Source organism: Arthrobacter sp. ISL-48 (genome assembly GCF_018613805.1).
Classification (GTDB): Bacteria; Actinomycetota; Actinomycetes; order Actinomycetales; family Micrococcaceae; genus Arthrobacter.
Genome location: NZ_JAGGPL010000003.1, coordinates 347664 through 363398, shown reverse-complemented (window position 1 = coordinate 363398; position 15735 = coordinate 347664). Strand labels below are relative to the sequence as shown.

Here is a 15735-nt window from a genome sequence, read left to right as displayed (position 1 = left end):
GATCTCCACTATGCCGGTTACGGAACACAGCATCGCATTCGGGCCGTACTCGGCCATCATTACCACCCGCGGCGGGGCCCTGCGCGAACTCCGGTACGAAGGTCGGGATCTTGTGGTCAGCTTCGGCGCCGAAGGTCCAATCCCGGACTATCGCGGAGTCATCTGCGCCCCGTGGCCTAACCGCGTCGCCGACGGCAGGTACAGCTACGCGGGAAACACCTTCCAGGCGGATATCAACGAACCCGAGCGCGGCGCCGCCCTCCATGGGCTGGTCACCGAGACGGAGTGGGAGCTGCGCGGCAAGTCTGGCCAAGCGGTCACACTCGGCTGCACGGTGGAAGCCAGCGAGGCGTATCCGTCCGGACTGGAGCTGACCGTCACCTATTCGCTCTCCGACGACGGGCTCCGCAGCGAGGTCCAGACGGTGAACAGCGGAACTGAGGCTGCCCCGTACGGGCTTTGCCCGCATCCGTACCTTGTGGCCGGTCCGTCACCGCTGGATGACTGGACGCTGGAACTGCCGGCGGAGGAGTTCATGACAGTTTCCGCCGACCGGCTGCTTCCGGAAGGCATGCAGGGGGTGGAGGGACACGAGTTCGACTTCCGAGCCCCGCGCCGCCTGGGTTCCGTGAGGATAGACCACGCCTTCACCGGCATTATCCGCGGCAACGACGGGCTTGCTGCTGTCCGTCTCCTGGATCCGGCCGGAACCGGAGTGGAACTCCAATGGGACGCGACCTGGCCATGGGTGCAGGTCCACACAGCGGACAAGCCCACGGGCACGGACCGGCTAGGCCTTGCCGTTGAGCCCATGACCTGCCCGCCGGACGCGTTCAACTCAGGAACGGACGTGATCCATCTCCACGCCGGCGAATCGCACAAGGCGGCGTGGACCATCCGGGCACTGAACTAGGATCTCCAGCCTCCGCCACGCTCCTGTGCCCAGGATCAGTCGGTACCTTCCAGGCGGAGGCGCACTACGGAACGCCCGGGGACGGCCGTGCTGGCCACCCTGAAGCCTGCCTTCAGGAAGAGGTTCAGCGTCCCGTGATAGAGGTCAGCCGCCCCCGCCTTTGGCCGCAAGGCGGGATCGACGGGGTAACCTTCCACCATCACGGCGCCATGAAGTCTGGCGTGCTCGACGGCGGCCTGCAGCAGTGCGGGGGCAACGCCGCTGCGGAGTCCGCGGGTGCGCCGTTTTACTTGGCAAGCGCATTCCCCTAATCTGGACTGCGATCCCGTACCATTCCGCTTCCTCCTGACGGGGGCTGCTGCAACGGAAAGAACGTCTATGACTCTTGGACAGCACCCGGAACTGGCGGACTGGAACAGGTCAGCCCTTATCCCCGGTATCTGCTCTGTGACCCTGCGCCAGCGCAACATCGGCGAAGTCGTGGATGTGGTCAGCGAGGCGGGCCTGGCCGGCATCGAGTGGGGAACGGACGTGCACATCCGCGATGCCGCTTCTGCTGATGAGGCGCGGGATGCCACGGCGGCGTCCGGCCTCGAAGTGCTCTCCTTGGGTTCGTACTACCGTGTGGGCAGCTTCGGTGACTTTGCCGCCCCCGCCGATCTTGCCGTTCGCCTCGGCGCCCCCAGGATCAGGGTCTGGGCCGGTGAACACGGCTCGGCCCAAGCCGGCCCCGACGCATGGGACGCGGTGGTTCAGGACGCACGGCGAATAGCGGAGCTTGCGTCCGAACGCTCCCTGGAGATCGCCTTCGAATACCACGGCGGCACGCTGACGGACTCCGCCGACACGACCCTCCAGCTCCTGGAGCGGGTGGACCGGGTCAACGTGAGGACCTACTGGCAGCCCGCGGTCGGACTTTCCGACCAGGCTGCGCTCGAATCCCTTCGCCGCGTGCTGCCGTACGTTTCCGGCGTACACTGCTTCTCCTGGTGGCCGGAGCAGGAGCGGCTGCCCCTCAGCGGGCGGAAGCAGCTCTGGCAGTCAGTGGCAGACATCCTGCGCGAGGCCGGACGGCCGCTTGACATGATGCTCGAGTTCGTCGCGGAGGACCTTCCCGCCAATGTCAGCTCGGATGCCGGATTCCTGAATCACATCGCGCTGGGCGAAGACTGAGTCCACCCGGCCCGTGCAAGCCAGCTTGCGCACAAGGTGGTCCACTGGTCCGGCCCCGGGTCTTCCGGCGCGAGTCCCAGGCCATGGCGTCCGTGCGGGAAGACATGGAGTTCAGCCGGCACGCCGGCACGGACCAGCGCCCCGGCGTAAGCAAGACTGTGATGGAGGGGCACGGCCTCGTCGTCGGCCGTGTGCCAGAGAAACGCCGGGGGAGTGGATCCCGTGACATGTTGGTCGGCGGATACCGCATGGAGCAGGTCGTCCGACGGCGATTCCCCGAGCAGGTTGTCCACGGACCCCTGGTGGGCTGCTTCCTGGTAGGAGACCACCGGGTAGCACAGCACGGTCAGGTCCGGTACTGCGGCCGGAACATCCAGCTCCTCATTTCCAGTGCCTGTGGCTGTGGACAGCGTGGCAGCCAGGTGCCCGCCGGCAGAAAAGCCCAGGACGCCAACCCTGGAACTGTCCACGGCAAGTCCGTGGCTGCCCCCTCGGATCCGAAGGAGTGCATCCTTGGCATCCTCCAGCGGCGCGGGATGGCGGTGCGGGGAAACCCGGTAGCGCAGCACATAGGCATGGATTCCGAGCGAGGAGAGCCACTGCGCCACCGGCTCGGCCTCGTGATCGGCCTGGCCCGCATAGCCGCCGCCGGGGAGGACAAGGATGGCCGGTCGAGGCAGTGAGCCTTCGGTGCGGACCGCTGTCAGGGAACCGGGTTTCATGCTCAGGCCGCCGTCTCGGTGCTTCGCCGCAGCGTGATCTGGCCGGAAATTGGCGAAGTGGCCCCTTCGGCGTCGTCCGTTCCGGCGTCCGCCCGGGCTGCACTGCGGGTGGCCTGCCTGCCGATTTCCTCGAGGGGAAGCCGCACGGTGGAGAGGGCGGGACGGAAATCCCGCAGCGTCTCGATATCGTCAAAGCCGGCGATCGTGGCGTCCCGGGGGATGCGCAGCCCCTCGGAGCGCAGTGCTGCGGCGGCACCGATGGCCATGACATCGTTTACGGCGAAAATACAGATCCGCTTGGTGCCTTTGGAACCGGCACGCTCTGAGCCTGCACCACTGCTGCCGTCGCGGCGGGCGTCCTTGATGCGGGCAGCCAGGGCGAGCCCGGCTTCGTAGCCGCCGGATCTGTTGAAGGCGCTGCGCAGGACCTCAGCGGGGTGCCGGCCAGCCTTGGCCAGTCCCCGCTGGAAACCTCTGACGCGGTCATCGGACGTGAACAATCCCTCGGGGCCGCCGATGATGACAAAATCGCCTTCCTGGGAGGCGGTGAGTTCTGCCGCGAGACTGGCGGCCAGCTCCTCGTTGGGCACCGTGACCACGTGGTAGCCGCCTGCGGCAGTAGCGCCCACCACGGGATGGCCAACTACGCCAACGTGCCCGCCATTTCGGCAGTATCGGTCCAGTTCAGCAGCCAGTTCGGCATTGCCTTCCTTGTCCTCGGGGCGGGAGGATCGGGAACCCGCAATGACGATCGAATCGGCGCGGCGTGCGGCAAAAGCGGCCACGGCTTCCTTTTCATCGGCGGGAGCGCCAGCGGTGGTGGCAAGCAGCACCATTTTGCGCTGTTCTCTTGCCGCCTCCTGCACGCCTAAGGCAATGGCGGCAAAGTATGGATCGGCGATGTCGTGGACGATCAGCCCGATCAGCCCTGAGCTCGACTTGGCGAGGCCCTGGGCCTGGGCGTTGGGGATGTAACCGAGGGAATCGGCAGCCTGGCGCACCCTTTCTGCTATGTCCTGGCCGGGTTTGCGGGCGGAACCGTTGAGGACCCGGGATGCTGTGGCCGGCGACACTCCGGCCAGCCGGGCCACCTCGGTGAGGGTACTTGCAGCCACGGCATCTCCTGTTCCTTGTACTGACGGTGCTGTTGTGCGCACCTTTGCGGGCTGCCCACATTATGGCAGTTCAGGATCTTTCCGGAAAGCGCTTGCCAATTCCGCCCCCTTCGAGGCATTATTGAATGCAGTGGGAATGCGCTTTCCCAATCAGCTTGAGTAATCTGCTCACTCACCGTGGAGGACACATGGGCTTCGAAACAAAGACGATCCGTATTGCCATGAACGGCATCACCGGCCGGATGGGCTACCGCCAGCACCTGCTGCGTTCCATCCTCCCCATTCGTGACGCGGGAGGCTTCACGAATGAAGACGGCACCAAGGTGCAGGTCGAACCAATCCTCGTAGGCCGTAACGAGGCAAAAATCCGCGAACTGGCTGAGCTGCATAAAGTGTCCGAGTGGACCACGGACCTCGATTCCGTTATCAACGACCCCACCGTCGACATCATCTTCGATGCGTCCATGACCAGCCTCCGCGCTGCCACCCTCAAGAAGGCCATGCTGGCCGGCAAGCACATCTTCACCGAGAAGCCCACCGCTGAGACCCTCGAGGAGGCCATCGAACTGGCCCGCATCGGGAGGGAAGCCGGGGTCACTGCCGGCGTTGTGCACGACAAGCTGTACCTTCCCGGCCTCGTCAAGCTCCGCCGCCTGGTGGACGAAGGGTTCTTCGGCCGCATTCTGTCAATCCGCGGCGAGTTCGGCTACTGGGTCTTCGAAGGCGATATCCAGGCTGCCCAGCGTCCCTCCTGGAACTACCGCAAGGAAGACGGCGGCGGAATGACCACCGACATGTTCTGCCACTGGAACTACGTCCTCGAAGGCATCATAGGCAAGGTCAAGAGCGTTAACGCCAAGACCGCCACCCACATCCCTGCCCGCTGGGACGAGGCCGGCAAGGAGTACGACGCGACCGCCGACGACGCCTCCTACGGCATTTTCGAACTTGAGACGCCGGCAGGTGAGCCGGTGATTGGCCAGATCAACTCCTCCTGGGCAGTCCGGGTCTACCGCGACGAGCTGGTCGAATTCCAGGTCGACGGGACGCACGGCTCCGCCGTTGCAGGCCTGAACAAGTGTGTTGCGCAGCAGCGCGCCCACACGCCCAAACCGGTCTGGAACCCGGACCTGCCCGTCACCGAATCCTTCCGTGACCAGTGGCAGGAAGTCCCGGCCAATGCAGAGCTGGACAACGGCTTCAAGCTGCAGTGGGAAGAGTTCCTCCGCGACGTCGTCGCCGGCCGCGAACACCGCTTCGGCCTGCTTTCGGCCGCCCGCGGCGTGCAGCTCGCCGAGCTCGGCCTGCAGTCCAACGAGGAACGCCGCACCGTCGACATCCCGGAGATCACGCTCTGATGACGTCCCTGATCCTTCCCTCCGACGACGGCGGCACCCGCGAGTACCGCCTGCAGGGCGGCACCTCCTGGGCGCGCCCGTCCGCCCCGCTGACGGCCCGACGCGCCTACGCCGCGGCGCATGTGATTCCTGAAGTCCTGGCCGACAACACCCCGGGCGCACCGGCCCGGCTCGACTGGGACGCCACTATGGCCTACCGGCACGAGCTCTGGTCCTATGGGCTCGGCGTTGCCGACGCCATGGACACCGCCCAGCGCGGCATGGGCCTGGACTGGGCCGCCACGCAGCAGCTCATCAAGCGCACCGGCGTGGAAGCCTCCTCGGTGGTCTCCTCGGGGAACGCCGCCACCGCAGGCAAGACCGTCCGCGACCTGGTGTCGTGCGGCGCCGGCACCGACCAGCTGGACATCGCCACGCTGCCCGCCGGCCAGGCAGGACTCGCAGCAGTCCTCGAGGCCTACCGCGAGCAGATCGCCGTCGTCAGCGAGGCTGGACCCAAGGTCATCCTGATGGCGTCACGTGCCCTGGCGAAGGTGGCCAGCGGTCCTGAAGACTACCTGAAGGTTTACTCCACCTTGCTCCAGGAAGTGGACCAGCCGGTCATCCTGCACTGGCTCGGGACCATGTTCGACCCCGCCCTCGCGGGCTACTGGGGCTCCGACGTCGTCGCCGCCGCCACCAGCACGTTCCTGGGCCTGATCCGTGACAACGCGGACAAGGTTGACGGCGTCAAGGTGTCCCTGCTGGATGCCAGCCACGAAGTGGCGCTCCGTGCTGCGCTCCCGGAAGGGGTGCGCCTCTACACCGGTGACGACTTCAACTACCCGGAACTGATCGACGGCGACGGCAGCCACCACTCGGACGCCCTGCTGGGCATCTTCGCCGCCATCTACCCGGCCGCTTCGGTGGCCCTGCAGAATTACGATGCCGGCAACGCGGTCAAGGCGCGCGAGATCCTGGACACAACGCGGGAACTGGGTAAGCACATCTTCAGCGCCCCCACGTTTTACTACAAGACTGGGATCGCGTTCATGTCCTGGCTCAACGGCAAGCAGCCAGGCTTCCAAATGGTGGGCGGCCTGCATTCGGGCCGCTCGGTCTGCCATCTGGCCAAAACCTTCGAGCTCGCTGACCGGGCGGGGCTGCTGAAGGACCCCGCACTGGCAGCGTTCCGGATGTCCGACTACCTGCGGATCAACGGGGTGGGAGTATGACAGCCAATTCAGGACCGTCCCCGTTTTCACGGCTCTCGCTGAACAGCGCCACCACCAAGAAGTGGACGCTGGCCGAAGCCGTTGAGGGCTGCGTCACCGCGGGAATTCCTGCTATCGGCCCGTGGCGGGACCGCGTCGAGGAGGCGGGCCTGGACAAGGCTGCAAAGCTGATCAAGGATGCCGGACTGCGGGTCTCCTCGCTCTGCCGGGGAGGATTCCTGACGGCTGCTGACGCCGCCGGCCAGGCCGCCGCGCTGGCAGACAACCGTGCAGCGATCCTTGAGGCCGTGGCGCTGGACACCCAGGAACTGTTCCTGGTGGTCGGCGGGCTGGCGCCGGGGGAGAAGGACGTGGTGGCGGCCCGCCAGCGCGTGGCCGACCGCCTGGCTGACCTGGTTCCGTTCGCAGCCGAGAACGGAGTCCGACTGGTCCTGGAGCCGCTGCATCCGATGTACGCAGCCGACCGCGCCCTCATCTCCACGCTGGGCCAGGCCCTGGACCTCGCTGCGCCGTATGACGCACGTGCCGTGGGCGTCGCCGTCGATACCTTCCACGTCTGGTGGGATCCGGAGCTGAAGGCGCAGATCGAACGCGCCGGCCGTGAGAACAGGATTGCTTCCTACCAGGTCTGCGACTTCAACATGCCCATCGCGGCGGATCCGTTGCTGTCCCGTGGATACATGGGCGACGGCATCGTCGACTTCGCGACCATCGGCACCTGGGTGCGGGATGCCGGGTACACCGGCGATATCGAGGTTGAAATTTTCAATCAGGAGATCTGGGACGCAGACGGCGGCAGCGTCCTGGAAACGATCAAGGAGCGCTACGCGGAGCTTGTCCTCCCGTACGCCTGACCTGATTCAGACCGCGGGCCCCTGTTGACGTCACGGCAGCGGCCCGCGCCCCACCACAAGAGAGGACCCGCACCGCCCCGTGAAATGGGCGGTGGGGTCCTCTTCTGCGTTGGATGGCACAAACCTTATGGCATGTAGGCGTGCGCATGCGTGCGGTACCTTGCCAGGACGGTGCCGTCCGAAGGCTCCGCTGGAAGCTCGGCGCCAGAGGCCGACCAGTCGGGGAACGCGCCCGCGAGGACGGCCGCGGCCTGGCGCGCAGCGCCGTCCGCTACGTATTCACCCGGAGTGGGGACCAGGGCGGGCAGCCCTAACAGCTGGCTGGCCGCCCGCTGGACCGCCGGCGACTGCGCTCCGCCGCCGATGAGGATGATGCGCCGGGCCTCAACGCCCTGCGCCTGAAGGGCGGCGAGGCCGTCGGCGAGCGAGCAGATCACGCCCTCGACGGCGGCGCGCGCCAGATTAGCGGGCGTGTAGTTCGTCCGTGTGATGCCGTGCAGCGATCCGGTTGCGTCGGGCAGGTTTGGTGTCCGCTCGCCGTCGAAATAGGGGATCAGGGTCAGGCCGCCGGCCCCCGCGGGGGCTGACAACGCCAGCTCGTTGAACTCCTCCAGGCTGACGTCCAGCAGTGCCGCCGTGGCGTCGAAGACGCGGGTTGCGTTCAAGGTGCAGGCGAGCGGCAGGTAGTGGCCTGTCGCATCCGCGAATCCGGCCACGAGCCCGGAGGGGTCAGCGGACGGACCTGAGGAGACGGCGAATACCGTTCCGGAGGTGCCCAGGGACAGAACCACGTCACCCACCCCCGCTCCGACGCCCAGTGCGGCGGCTGCATTGTCGCCCGCACCAGGGCCGATGAGTGCCCCTTCGGGCGTCTTGCCCGCGATGTCCAGCGGGCCGACGACGGCGGGAAGCAGGGGGAGATGACCGAGGGCCGCCCGCAGGGCATCGGCAAGGTATTCACCCGAGGAAGCGGAGTAATACCCCGTCCCGGAAGCGTCGGAACGGTCGGTACGAAGTGCTGCCAGCCCAGCTTTCCCGGTTCCGGGGCCGAAGCCGGCGAGACGCCAGGAGAGCCAATCGTGGGGGAGGCAGACAGCGGCAACCCGGGCGGCGTTCTCCGGTTCGTTCTCTGCCAGCCAGCGCAGCTTTGTGAGCGTCAGCGAGGCCACCGGCACGGTTCCGGTGGCGGACACCCAGTAGGAGGCGCCCAGTTCAGGGTCTCCGTTGCCCGCATCCCGGATGATGTCCAGTGCGGCCTGGGCTGAACGGGTGTCGTTCCAGAGCAGCGCCGGCCTGATGACGTTGCCGTCATGGTCGAGGCAGACCATGCCGTGTTGCTGGCCGCCGACCGAGATGGCGCTGACATCGGCCAACCCTCCGGCCCGGTTGATGGCCTGTTGCAGAGCGTCCCACCAGGCATCCGGATGGACCTCGGTGCCGTCGGGATGGGTGGCCCGGCCCTGCCGGACCAGGGCGCCGCTGTCAGCGTCCCGGATTACCACCTTGCAGGACTGGGTGGAGCTGTCAATGCCGGCTACGAGGGCCATGGGTCGAACTTTCTCTGAAGTCCGCCGCCGGGTGAAGGACCCGGCGGCGGAAACGGCTCAGCGGCAGATTGCCGGTTGTGCTGCTGTTCGGTGCTGGTGCTGGTCTGCTGCTGGCAGCAGGATCAGCGGGCGTTCAGCAGGTGCTCGATGGCCAGCTGGTTGAGCCGCACAAAGGCGAAGGAACGCTCTCCGGCGGAGTCGGCGTCGAAATTCTCGAAAGCTGCCGTGTCTGCGAGGAGGTCTCCGGCTGTCTCCCCGGCTGAGAGCGTGGCTTCGCCGAGCTCGAAGACGCCGGAAGCTGCCAGGGCTTCCTGGACGGCCGGGTCCGCCCGGAAGGCGAGCGCGCGCTCCTTGAGCAGCAGGTACATGGACATGTTGGATTTAGCGGATTCCCAGACGCCGTCGTAACCGTCTGTGCGTGAGGGCTTGTAGTCGAAGTGACGGGGGCCGTCGTACTTCGGGCCGCCGTTGGGGAAGCCGTTTTCGAGCAGGTCCACCGTGAAGAAGGCGCTGGTCAGGTCGCCATGGCCGAATACCAGGTCCTGGTCGTATTTGATGCCGCGCTGGCCGTTGAGGTCGATGTGGAAGATCTTGCCGGCCCACAGGGCCTGGGCGATGCCGTGGGTGAAGTTCAGCCCGGCCATTTGCTCGTGCCCGGTTTCGGGGTTGAGGCCAACGATGTCGCCGTGTTCGAGCTGGGCGATGAAGGCCAAGCCGTGGCCGACAGTGGGAAGGAAGATGTCGCCGCGGGGTTCGTTGGGCTTGGGCTCCAGCGCGATGCGGAGGTTGTAGCCCTTCTCCTTGATGTAGGCGGCGGCGGTGTCCACGCCTTCCTTCATACGGTCCAGGGCGGCTGACAGGTCCTTGGAGCCGTCATATTCGCTGCCTTCGCGGCCGCCCCACATCACGAACGTTTCGGCGCCGAATTCGGCGGCGGAATCGATGTTGCGCAGGACCTTGCTCAGCGCGAAACGGCGGATTGAGCGGTCGTTGGAGGTGAATCCGCCATCTTTGAAGACGGGGTGGCTGAACAGGTTGGTGGTCACCATCGGGACTTTGAGGCCGGTTTCCTGCAGGGCAGCCCGGAAGTTCTTCAGGATCAAATCGCGCTCGGAGACCGTGGCATCGAACGGGACAAGGTCATTGTCGTGGAACGTGATGCCGTAGGCGCCAAGGTCGCTGAGCTTGTGCACGGCCTCTACCGGATCCAGTGCCTTGCGTGTGGCTACGCCAAAGGGATCCGCACCGGTCCAACCAACCGTCCAGAGGCCGAAGGTGAACTTGTCGCCGGGTGTGGGCTGGAGGGTCATGATGCATCCTTGCAGTCGTGGTGGAGTGCGGAATCGTGCGTTTCCGCGAGTTAGTTTATCGCTTGAACTATATAAGCGTAAATGAGCTAAGGTCAATAGAGACGGGCATCATGATGCCTTGATTCACTCCGAGGAGGTGGGCATGGCGAATTCAACAATGGCTGCGGGTGCGCCCGATACCGGGACCCCCGGCAACATGGGCGATGTCCGCAGGAGCAACCTCTCCCTGGTGCTTGGGTGCATCGTGCAATCGTCGCCCAGCACCCACGTCACCCGGGCTCAGGTGGCCGCGGCCACAGGACTGACCAAAGCCTCAGTCTCCAGCCTGGTCCTGGACCTCTTGGACGCAGGAATTATCCGCGAAATCGGGCTCAACCCGCAGGGGGAACGCGGCCGTCCCGGGGTGGGCATGGAGCTGAACCCCGCGCGCGCTGTGATGGGCATGGAGATCAATGTGGATTACATTGCTGCCGGCGTGACCGATCTTTCGGGCACCCTCCTGCTTCACCGGACCCGGGAGCGGGACAACCGGAACAGTGCTGCCGGTCCTGTGGTCGCAGCGCTCGCCGCCCTAACGGCGGAATTACGCGCTGCTGCGGAGGCGCAAGGAATCCAGGTGCTGGGTGGAGGGCTGGCAGTTCCCGGACTCGTGGATGACAAGGCGGAGACCGTGATCATGGCGCCCAACCTTGGCTGGAACTTGGAAGTTCTGGATCTTGGCTCTCTGCTTCCGGGGGTGCCACTTGGAACCACGCTTTTCAACGAAGCCAACGCAGCGGCCCTGGCGGAGCTGGGGTACCGGCCGGCCGGAGGGGCTGACTTCCTGTTTGTCTCCGGTGAAGTGGGTGTGGGTGGCGGCCTGGTGATCAGTTCGGAGCTTTTCACCGGGCCGGACGGCCATGCCGGTGAGCTGGGGCACGTGGTGGTCCAGCCGGAGGGTGCGGCGTGCTCCTGCGGCGGTACCGGCTGCCTGGAAACCGTTGCCGGCCAGGATGCGATTTTTTTCGCCGCCGGGCTGGTAGGACACGGCAGGGCCGACAGCCTGGCGCGGCTGCAGGCCGCGCTCGCAGCCGGAGACGCCGCGGCCGCCGATGCTGTGGCCCGGGCAGGGCACTACCTTGGCGTGGCGTTAGCCTCAACAGCCAGGCTGCTGAACATTTCGTCGGTGGTGCTGGGCGGCCATTTTGCCACCCTGGGCGAGTGGATTCAGCCCGCCCTCACCGAAAGCCTGGCAAGGTACGCGCCGGGAAAGCTGCGGCCGGAAGACATCAGCCTGTCGGCAGTGGGGGAAGCCGGAGCTCTACTGGGCGCCGCCGGTAGCGTGGTCCGCTCCCTCGTGGATGCCCCTTACCGGCTCAGGGCCCAGCAATAGTCGGCCAAGGAGGCGGATGACACGGCCTGCACGTCGGGCAATGTAAACTTTCTGATGCGCCGGACTTCACGTTCGGTGCCACGTGCCCCAGTAGCTCAGGGGATAGAGCAGCGGCCTTCTAATCCGCCGGTCGGGGGTTCGATTCCCTCCTGGGGCACCACTACGAGAGGCTCCGGCCTGCGGAAGCGCAGCCGGAGCCTTTTCGGTTTCTATAGTCTGCCGGAACGGCCCTGCCGGTTCTTGTCCTCAACAAGGGCTCCCGGGCTTGGTTATGCACATAGGAAAACTCGTCCCTCGCTCCTGAACCATGTCCGCGCGAAGCTGGATTTGCCGCTAAGGCAACACCATTCGAGACAGGACATGAACATGAACATGGGTGACTTCATTACGGTCCGCGGCTTCGTCGCCACGGACATTTCCACATCCACTACGCCCGGAGGAGTCGCCACGGCGTCATTCCGGATTGGCTCCACAGGCCGGCGGTACGACCGCTCCGCGAGCGCATGGGTCGATGGCCATACCAACTGGTTCAGGGTCCAGGGCTACCGTCAGCTGGCCGGAAACCTGGCCTGCAGCATCCGCAAAGGGCAGCCTGTCATTGTCACAGGGCGGCTGAGGATGCGCAGCTGGGAAAAGGATGGCCGGATCTACCATTCTGCAGAAATCGATGCGGACTCCGTGGGCCACGATCTGACCCTGGGCTCGGCCAATTTCATCCGGACGGTCAAGAACAGCCCGCAGGCGACGCCGAATGAGGTGCCTTCTGCTGAGGACGGGCCTGATACTGCAGGCAGCGTTTTCGAAGACCGCGACTTCGCCGAGGAGGACGCCACGCCGGAGGATGTCATGGTAGAGGACGTAAACGGCGACTACGTCTCCGTGGATACGGAAACCGGGGAACTAGCAGGATCTGCGGCCTGAACGATTCGCTCCTCCCTCCATGCGTCGGCGAACACCTCCGCCGTGGCATGGCAGAATGGGCGGCATGACGAGCACCAGCGATCCCCGGCGGAAAAAACCAGAAGTTGCCGGGCCGGGGTCGTCGTCAGGCGCCGGTGTTCCGACACGCCTGGGTTCCTTCGCTGCCGCTGGCTGCATTGCCGTTGTTGTGGCGCTGTCGGCATGCACCGTCGGGCAGCAGCCCGGCCCGGCAGCATCCACGCCGGATCCCGCATCCACATCGGCGGACGTCACCACAGCCGGCCCCAGCGCGTCGGCGGCGGTCGAGGACCCTGCCACGGCTGCGTTGAGGCAGACAGTCACGGACGTGCTCGCCCGGTTGGCGGCTGGGACGCCAAAGCCGGCTACTGCCCAGCTGGCCGACGCCCTGACCGGTGCGGGTATCCCGGCCGCTGACCTTGAAGTATCGGAGAGCCGGACCCCGACCGGGCTGGAAGCTGACGCTATCGAGGCTGGGGTGGTGCGGGGCAAAGACTGCGTGGTGGGCCAGATCCGTGACGGCGGGGTGACGGTGAGCATTCTTCCCGTCCTGGCAAGCGGAAAGTGCTTTGTGGGGTCACCGCCCTGACGCTGCGAATGTGAGATATGCCCGCCACCCACTAGATTTGGACCATGGCGGAATTTATCTACACAATGACCAAGGCCCGTAAGGCCGTTGGCGAAAAACTCATTCTCGACGACGTAAGCATGTCCTTTTTCCCGGGCGCCAAGATTGGTGTTGTTGGACCGAACGGTGCCGGTAAGTCCACCATCCTTAAGATCATGGCCGGACTCGACACTCCGTCCAACGGTGAGGCCCGGCTTAGCCCTGGGTACACAGTGGGGATCCTGCTCCAGGAACCGCCGCTGAACGAGGAAAAGACCGTCCTGGGCAACGTCCAGGAAGGTGTTGGCGAGATCTACGGCAAGATCCAGCGGTTCAACGAGATCTCGGAGGAAATGGCCAGCCCGGACGCTGACTATGACACCCTGCTCGAAGAAATGGGCCACCTGCAGGAAGCCATTGACGCCGCCGACGCCTGGGACCTCGATTCCCAGCTTGAGCAGGCCATGGACGCCCTCCGCTGCCCGCCGGCAGACGCTGACGTCACCTTGCTTTCCGGCGGTGAGCGCCGCCGTGTGGCGCTCTGCAAGCTCCTGCTGCAGAAGCCTGACCTGCTGCTGCTCGATGAGCCCACCAACCACCTGGACGCGGAGAGCGTGCTGTGGCTCGAGCAGCACCTCTCCAGCTATGCCGGTGCAGTACTGGCCGTCACCCACGACCGCTACTTCCTTGACCACGTGGCTGAATGGATCGCAGAAGTGGACCGCGGCCACCTGTACCCCTACGAGGGCAATTACTCCACGTACCTGGAGAAGAAGCGCGCGCGCCTTGAAGTGCAGGGCAAGAAGGACGCCAAGCAGGCCAAGCGCCTCACCGAAGAACTTGAGTGGGTCCGCTCCAACGCCAAGGGCCGCCAAACCAAGTCCAAGGCCCGCCTGGCCCGCTACGAGGAAATGGCGGCAGAGGCCGACCGTACCCGGAAGCTCGACTTCGAAGAGATCCAGATACCGCCGGGACCCCGTCTGGGCGGCCTGGTGCTCGAAGCAAAGAACCTGCAGAAGGGCTTCGAGGACCGCACTCTCATCGACGGTCTGTCCTTCACGCTTCCCCGCAACGGCATCGTAGGCGTCATCGGCCCTAACGGTGTTGGCAAAACCACGCTGTTCAAGACGATCGTTGGCTTGGAGCCTCTCGACGGCGGCGACCTGAAGATAGGCGATTCGGTCAAGATCTCCTATGCGGACCAGAGCCGCGGGGGCATTGACCCCAATAAGTCCCTCTGGGAGGTTGTCTCAGACGGCCTTGACTACATTCAGGTGGGCCACGTCGAAATGCCGTCCCGCGCGTACGTTGCAGCTTTCGGTTTCAAGGGCCCGGACCAGCAGAAGAAGGCTGGTGTGCTCTCCGGTGGTGAGCGCAACCGGCTGAACCTGGCGCTCACTCTCAAGCAGGGCGGCAACTTGCTGCTCCTTGACGAACCGACAAACGACCTGGACGTCGAGACCCTCAGCAGCCTGGAAAACGCGCTGCTCGAGTTCCCGGGCTGCGCCGTGGTGGTATCCCACGACCGCTGGTTCCTGGATCGGGTGGCTACCCACATCCTGGCCTACGAAGGCGACGAGGAGAACCCCTCCAAGTGGTACTGGTTCGAGGGTAACTTCGAATCCTACGAGGAGAACAAGGTGGAGCGCCTCGGTCCCGATGCGGCCAAGCCGCACCGCGTCACGCACCGCCGCCTGACCCGCGACTGATTAAGGCACAAAGAAGCCGGCACCCCACAAGGGTGCCGGCTTCTTTTCGTGGTCAGGCAAGACGCGTCGGGTCAGCGAGGACGTCCAGAGCCGTGATGACACTGTCGGCGATGTGAAACACCATGACTGAGACGAGCTGGCCGTTGATCACCGCGGCGACTCCAGGCCGTCCGTCGATGAGGACGGGCGTCGAGTGGGAGGCCAGCCTTGCGGAGAGCACTGCCTGAGCGGCGATGTCGTCTGCTCCCACAACAGTTTGGGTGGTCGCGCCGAAATCCGCGTGCAGAACTGCGTTCTGATCGAGCAGTTCGAGGATGCCGCGTAGGTCACCGTGCTCGACGGCTGCAAGCCACGCTTCGACGATTTTCCTGTTGGAGCGGCGATCGATTGGCGCCGGTTCTGGCGCTTCCCGCAGGCGTTGACGAGCTCGTGATGCGATCTTGCGCGTGGCTTGGGGTGACTTACCTACCGCGAGCGCGATCTCCGCATACGGTTGCCCAAATATGTCGTGGAGCACGAATGCGATTCTTTCGATCGGTGTCAGTGTCTCAAACACGACGAGCAGGGCGACGTTCACACGGTCTGCGGTGGCGACCACATCGACTGGGTCGGGGCTGGTCGAGGCATGATCAAGGGGCCACGGCTCGATGTGCCATGAATGTTCTCGCCGACGGCGTGGAGTTCTCAGTATGTCGAGGCAGATGCGCGAGACGGCCGTTGTCAGCCAGGCGTTGAGGTTGTCGATATCGCTGGTTTCGACGCGGGCTAGGCGAAGCCAGGTCTCCTGCACCGCGTCCTCGGCATCGACTTTGGACCCGAGCAGTTGCGTGGCAATCCGAAGCAGTCGTGGTCGTGCCTCTTCGAAACGCCGCTCCAGCAGCACGTGTTCGCCCATGTCACAT

Annotated in this window: 15 protein-coding genes and 1 tRNA gene; 10 read left to right on the top strand and 6 right to left on the bottom strand. The window is 65.3% G+C overall.

All coding sequences use genetic code 11. The annotated features are described in order from the left end of the window. Positions 1-10 precede the first annotated feature (10 nt). The gene (locus J7E83_RS05515) at positions 11-913 is read left to right on the top strand and encodes an aldose 1-epimerase family protein (protein WP_214959810.1); all 903 of its coding nucleotides are present in this window, start codon (positions 11-13) and stop codon (positions 911-913) included. A gap of 35 nt (positions 914-948) precedes the next feature. On the opposite strand, the gene J7E83_RS05510 is transcribed toward J7E83_RS05515, so the two are convergent. Continuing rightward, complete coding sequence (locus J7E83_RS05510; RefSeq protein WP_251043459.1) at positions 949-1113, bottom strand: hypothetical protein; 165 nt, start codon at positions 1111-1113, stop codon at positions 949-951. Between the two features lie 178 nt (positions 1114-1291). Here J7E83_RS05510 and J7E83_RS05505 point away from each other — a divergent pair, with 178 nt between their 5' ends. After that, positions 1292-2086, top strand: a complete 795-nt coding sequence (locus tag J7E83_RS05505; protein WP_214959808.1) for a sugar phosphate isomerase/epimerase — start codon at positions 1292-1294, stop codon at positions 2084-2086. Here the strand turns inward: J7E83_RS05505 and J7E83_RS05500 are convergent. Then, positions 2062-2808, bottom strand: coding sequence for an alpha/beta hydrolase (locus J7E83_RS05500; protein ID WP_214959805.1), 747 nt, complete (start codon positions 2806-2808; stop codon positions 2062-2064). The two genes, J7E83_RS05505 and J7E83_RS05500, sit on opposite strands and share 25 nt — an antisense overlap. 2 nt (positions 2809-2810) lie before the next feature. Then, positions 2811-3923 (bottom strand): LacI family DNA-binding transcriptional regulator, encoded by a 1113-nt coding sequence (locus J7E83_RS05495; protein WP_214959803.1) that lies wholly within the window; start codon positions 3921-3923, stop codon positions 2811-2813. A gap of 188 nt (positions 3924-4111) precedes the next feature. Here J7E83_RS05495 and J7E83_RS05490 point away from each other — a divergent pair, with 188 nt between their 5' ends. Genes J7E83_RS05490 through J7E83_RS05480 form a run of 3 tightly spaced genes read left to right on the top strand, consistent with a single transcriptional unit; the run spans position 4112 to position 7349 of the window. Beyond that, entirely contained in the window at positions 4112-5281 is a 1170-nt protein-coding gene (locus J7E83_RS05490; RefSeq protein WP_214959801.1) for a Gfo/Idh/MocA family protein, read from the top strand. After that, positions 5281-6495, top strand: coding sequence for a dihydrodipicolinate synthase family protein (locus J7E83_RS05485; protein ID WP_214959800.1), 1215 nt, complete (start codon positions 5281-5283; stop codon positions 6493-6495). Before J7E83_RS05490 ends, J7E83_RS05485 begins: the two co-directional genes overlap by 1 nt. Continuing rightward, positions 6492-7349, top strand: coding sequence for a sugar phosphate isomerase/epimerase (locus J7E83_RS05480; RefSeq protein WP_214959798.1), 858 nt, complete (start codon positions 6492-6494; stop codon positions 7347-7349). The genes J7E83_RS05485 and J7E83_RS05480 overlap by 4 nt, the downstream gene beginning before the upstream one ends. Positions 7350-7474: 125 nt before the next feature. Here the strand turns inward: J7E83_RS05480 and xylB are convergent, their stop codons facing one another. Both xylB and xylA read right to left on the bottom strand, forming a co-directional pair. Continuing rightward, positions 7475-8896 carry a xylulokinase gene (gene xylB, locus J7E83_RS05475; RefSeq protein WP_214959796.1) on the bottom strand — a complete coding sequence of 474 codons (1422 nt, stop codon included), beginning with the start codon at positions 8894-8896 and terminating at the stop codon, positions 7475-7477. 122 nt (positions 8897-9018) lie between these two features. Continuing rightward, positions 9019-10206: a xylose isomerase gene (gene xylA, locus J7E83_RS05470; protein ID WP_214959794.1), complete on the bottom strand. Its 1188-nt coding sequence runs from the start codon at positions 10204-10206 to the stop codon at positions 9019-9021. A 142-nt stretch (positions 10207-10348) separates the two neighbouring features. On the opposite strand from xylA, the gene J7E83_RS05465 reads away from it, so the two are divergent. From J7E83_RS05465 to ettA, 5 genes are all read left to right on the top strand, one after another. Beyond that, the gene (locus tag J7E83_RS05465; RefSeq protein ID WP_251043458.1) at positions 10349-11578 is read left to right on the top strand and encodes an ROK family transcriptional regulator; all 1230 of its coding nucleotides are present in this window, start codon (positions 10349-10351) and stop codon (positions 11576-11578) included. Positions 11579-11662: 84 nt separating this feature from the next. Further along, positions 11663-11738: transfer RNA gene (locus J7E83_RS05460), tRNA-Arg, on the top strand. Positions 11739-11944: 206 nt separating this feature from the next. Further along, positions 11945-12499, top strand: a complete 555-nt coding sequence (locus J7E83_RS05455) for a single-stranded DNA-binding protein (RefSeq protein WP_214959792.1) — start codon at positions 11945-11947, stop codon at positions 12497-12499. 64 nt (positions 12500-12563) lie between these two features. After that, entirely contained in the window at positions 12564-13106 is a 543-nt protein-coding gene (locus J7E83_RS21050; RefSeq protein WP_251043457.1) for a DUF6993 domain-containing protein, read from the top strand. Between the two features lie 44 nt (positions 13107-13150). Then, the gene (gene ettA, locus J7E83_RS05445) at positions 13151-14833 is read left to right on the top strand and encodes an energy-dependent translational throttle protein EttA (protein WP_214959790.1); all 1683 of its coding nucleotides are present in this window, start codon (positions 13151-13153) and stop codon (positions 14831-14833) included. A 52-nt stretch (positions 14834-14885) separates the two neighbouring features. Here the strand turns inward: ettA and J7E83_RS05440 are convergent, their stop codons facing one another. Next, on the bottom strand, positions 14886-15728 hold the full coding sequence (locus tag J7E83_RS05440; protein ID WP_214959788.1) for a sigma-70 family RNA polymerase sigma factor: 843 nt from the start codon (positions 15726-15728) through the stop codon (positions 14886-14888). Positions 15729-15735: the final 7 nt, after the last annotated feature.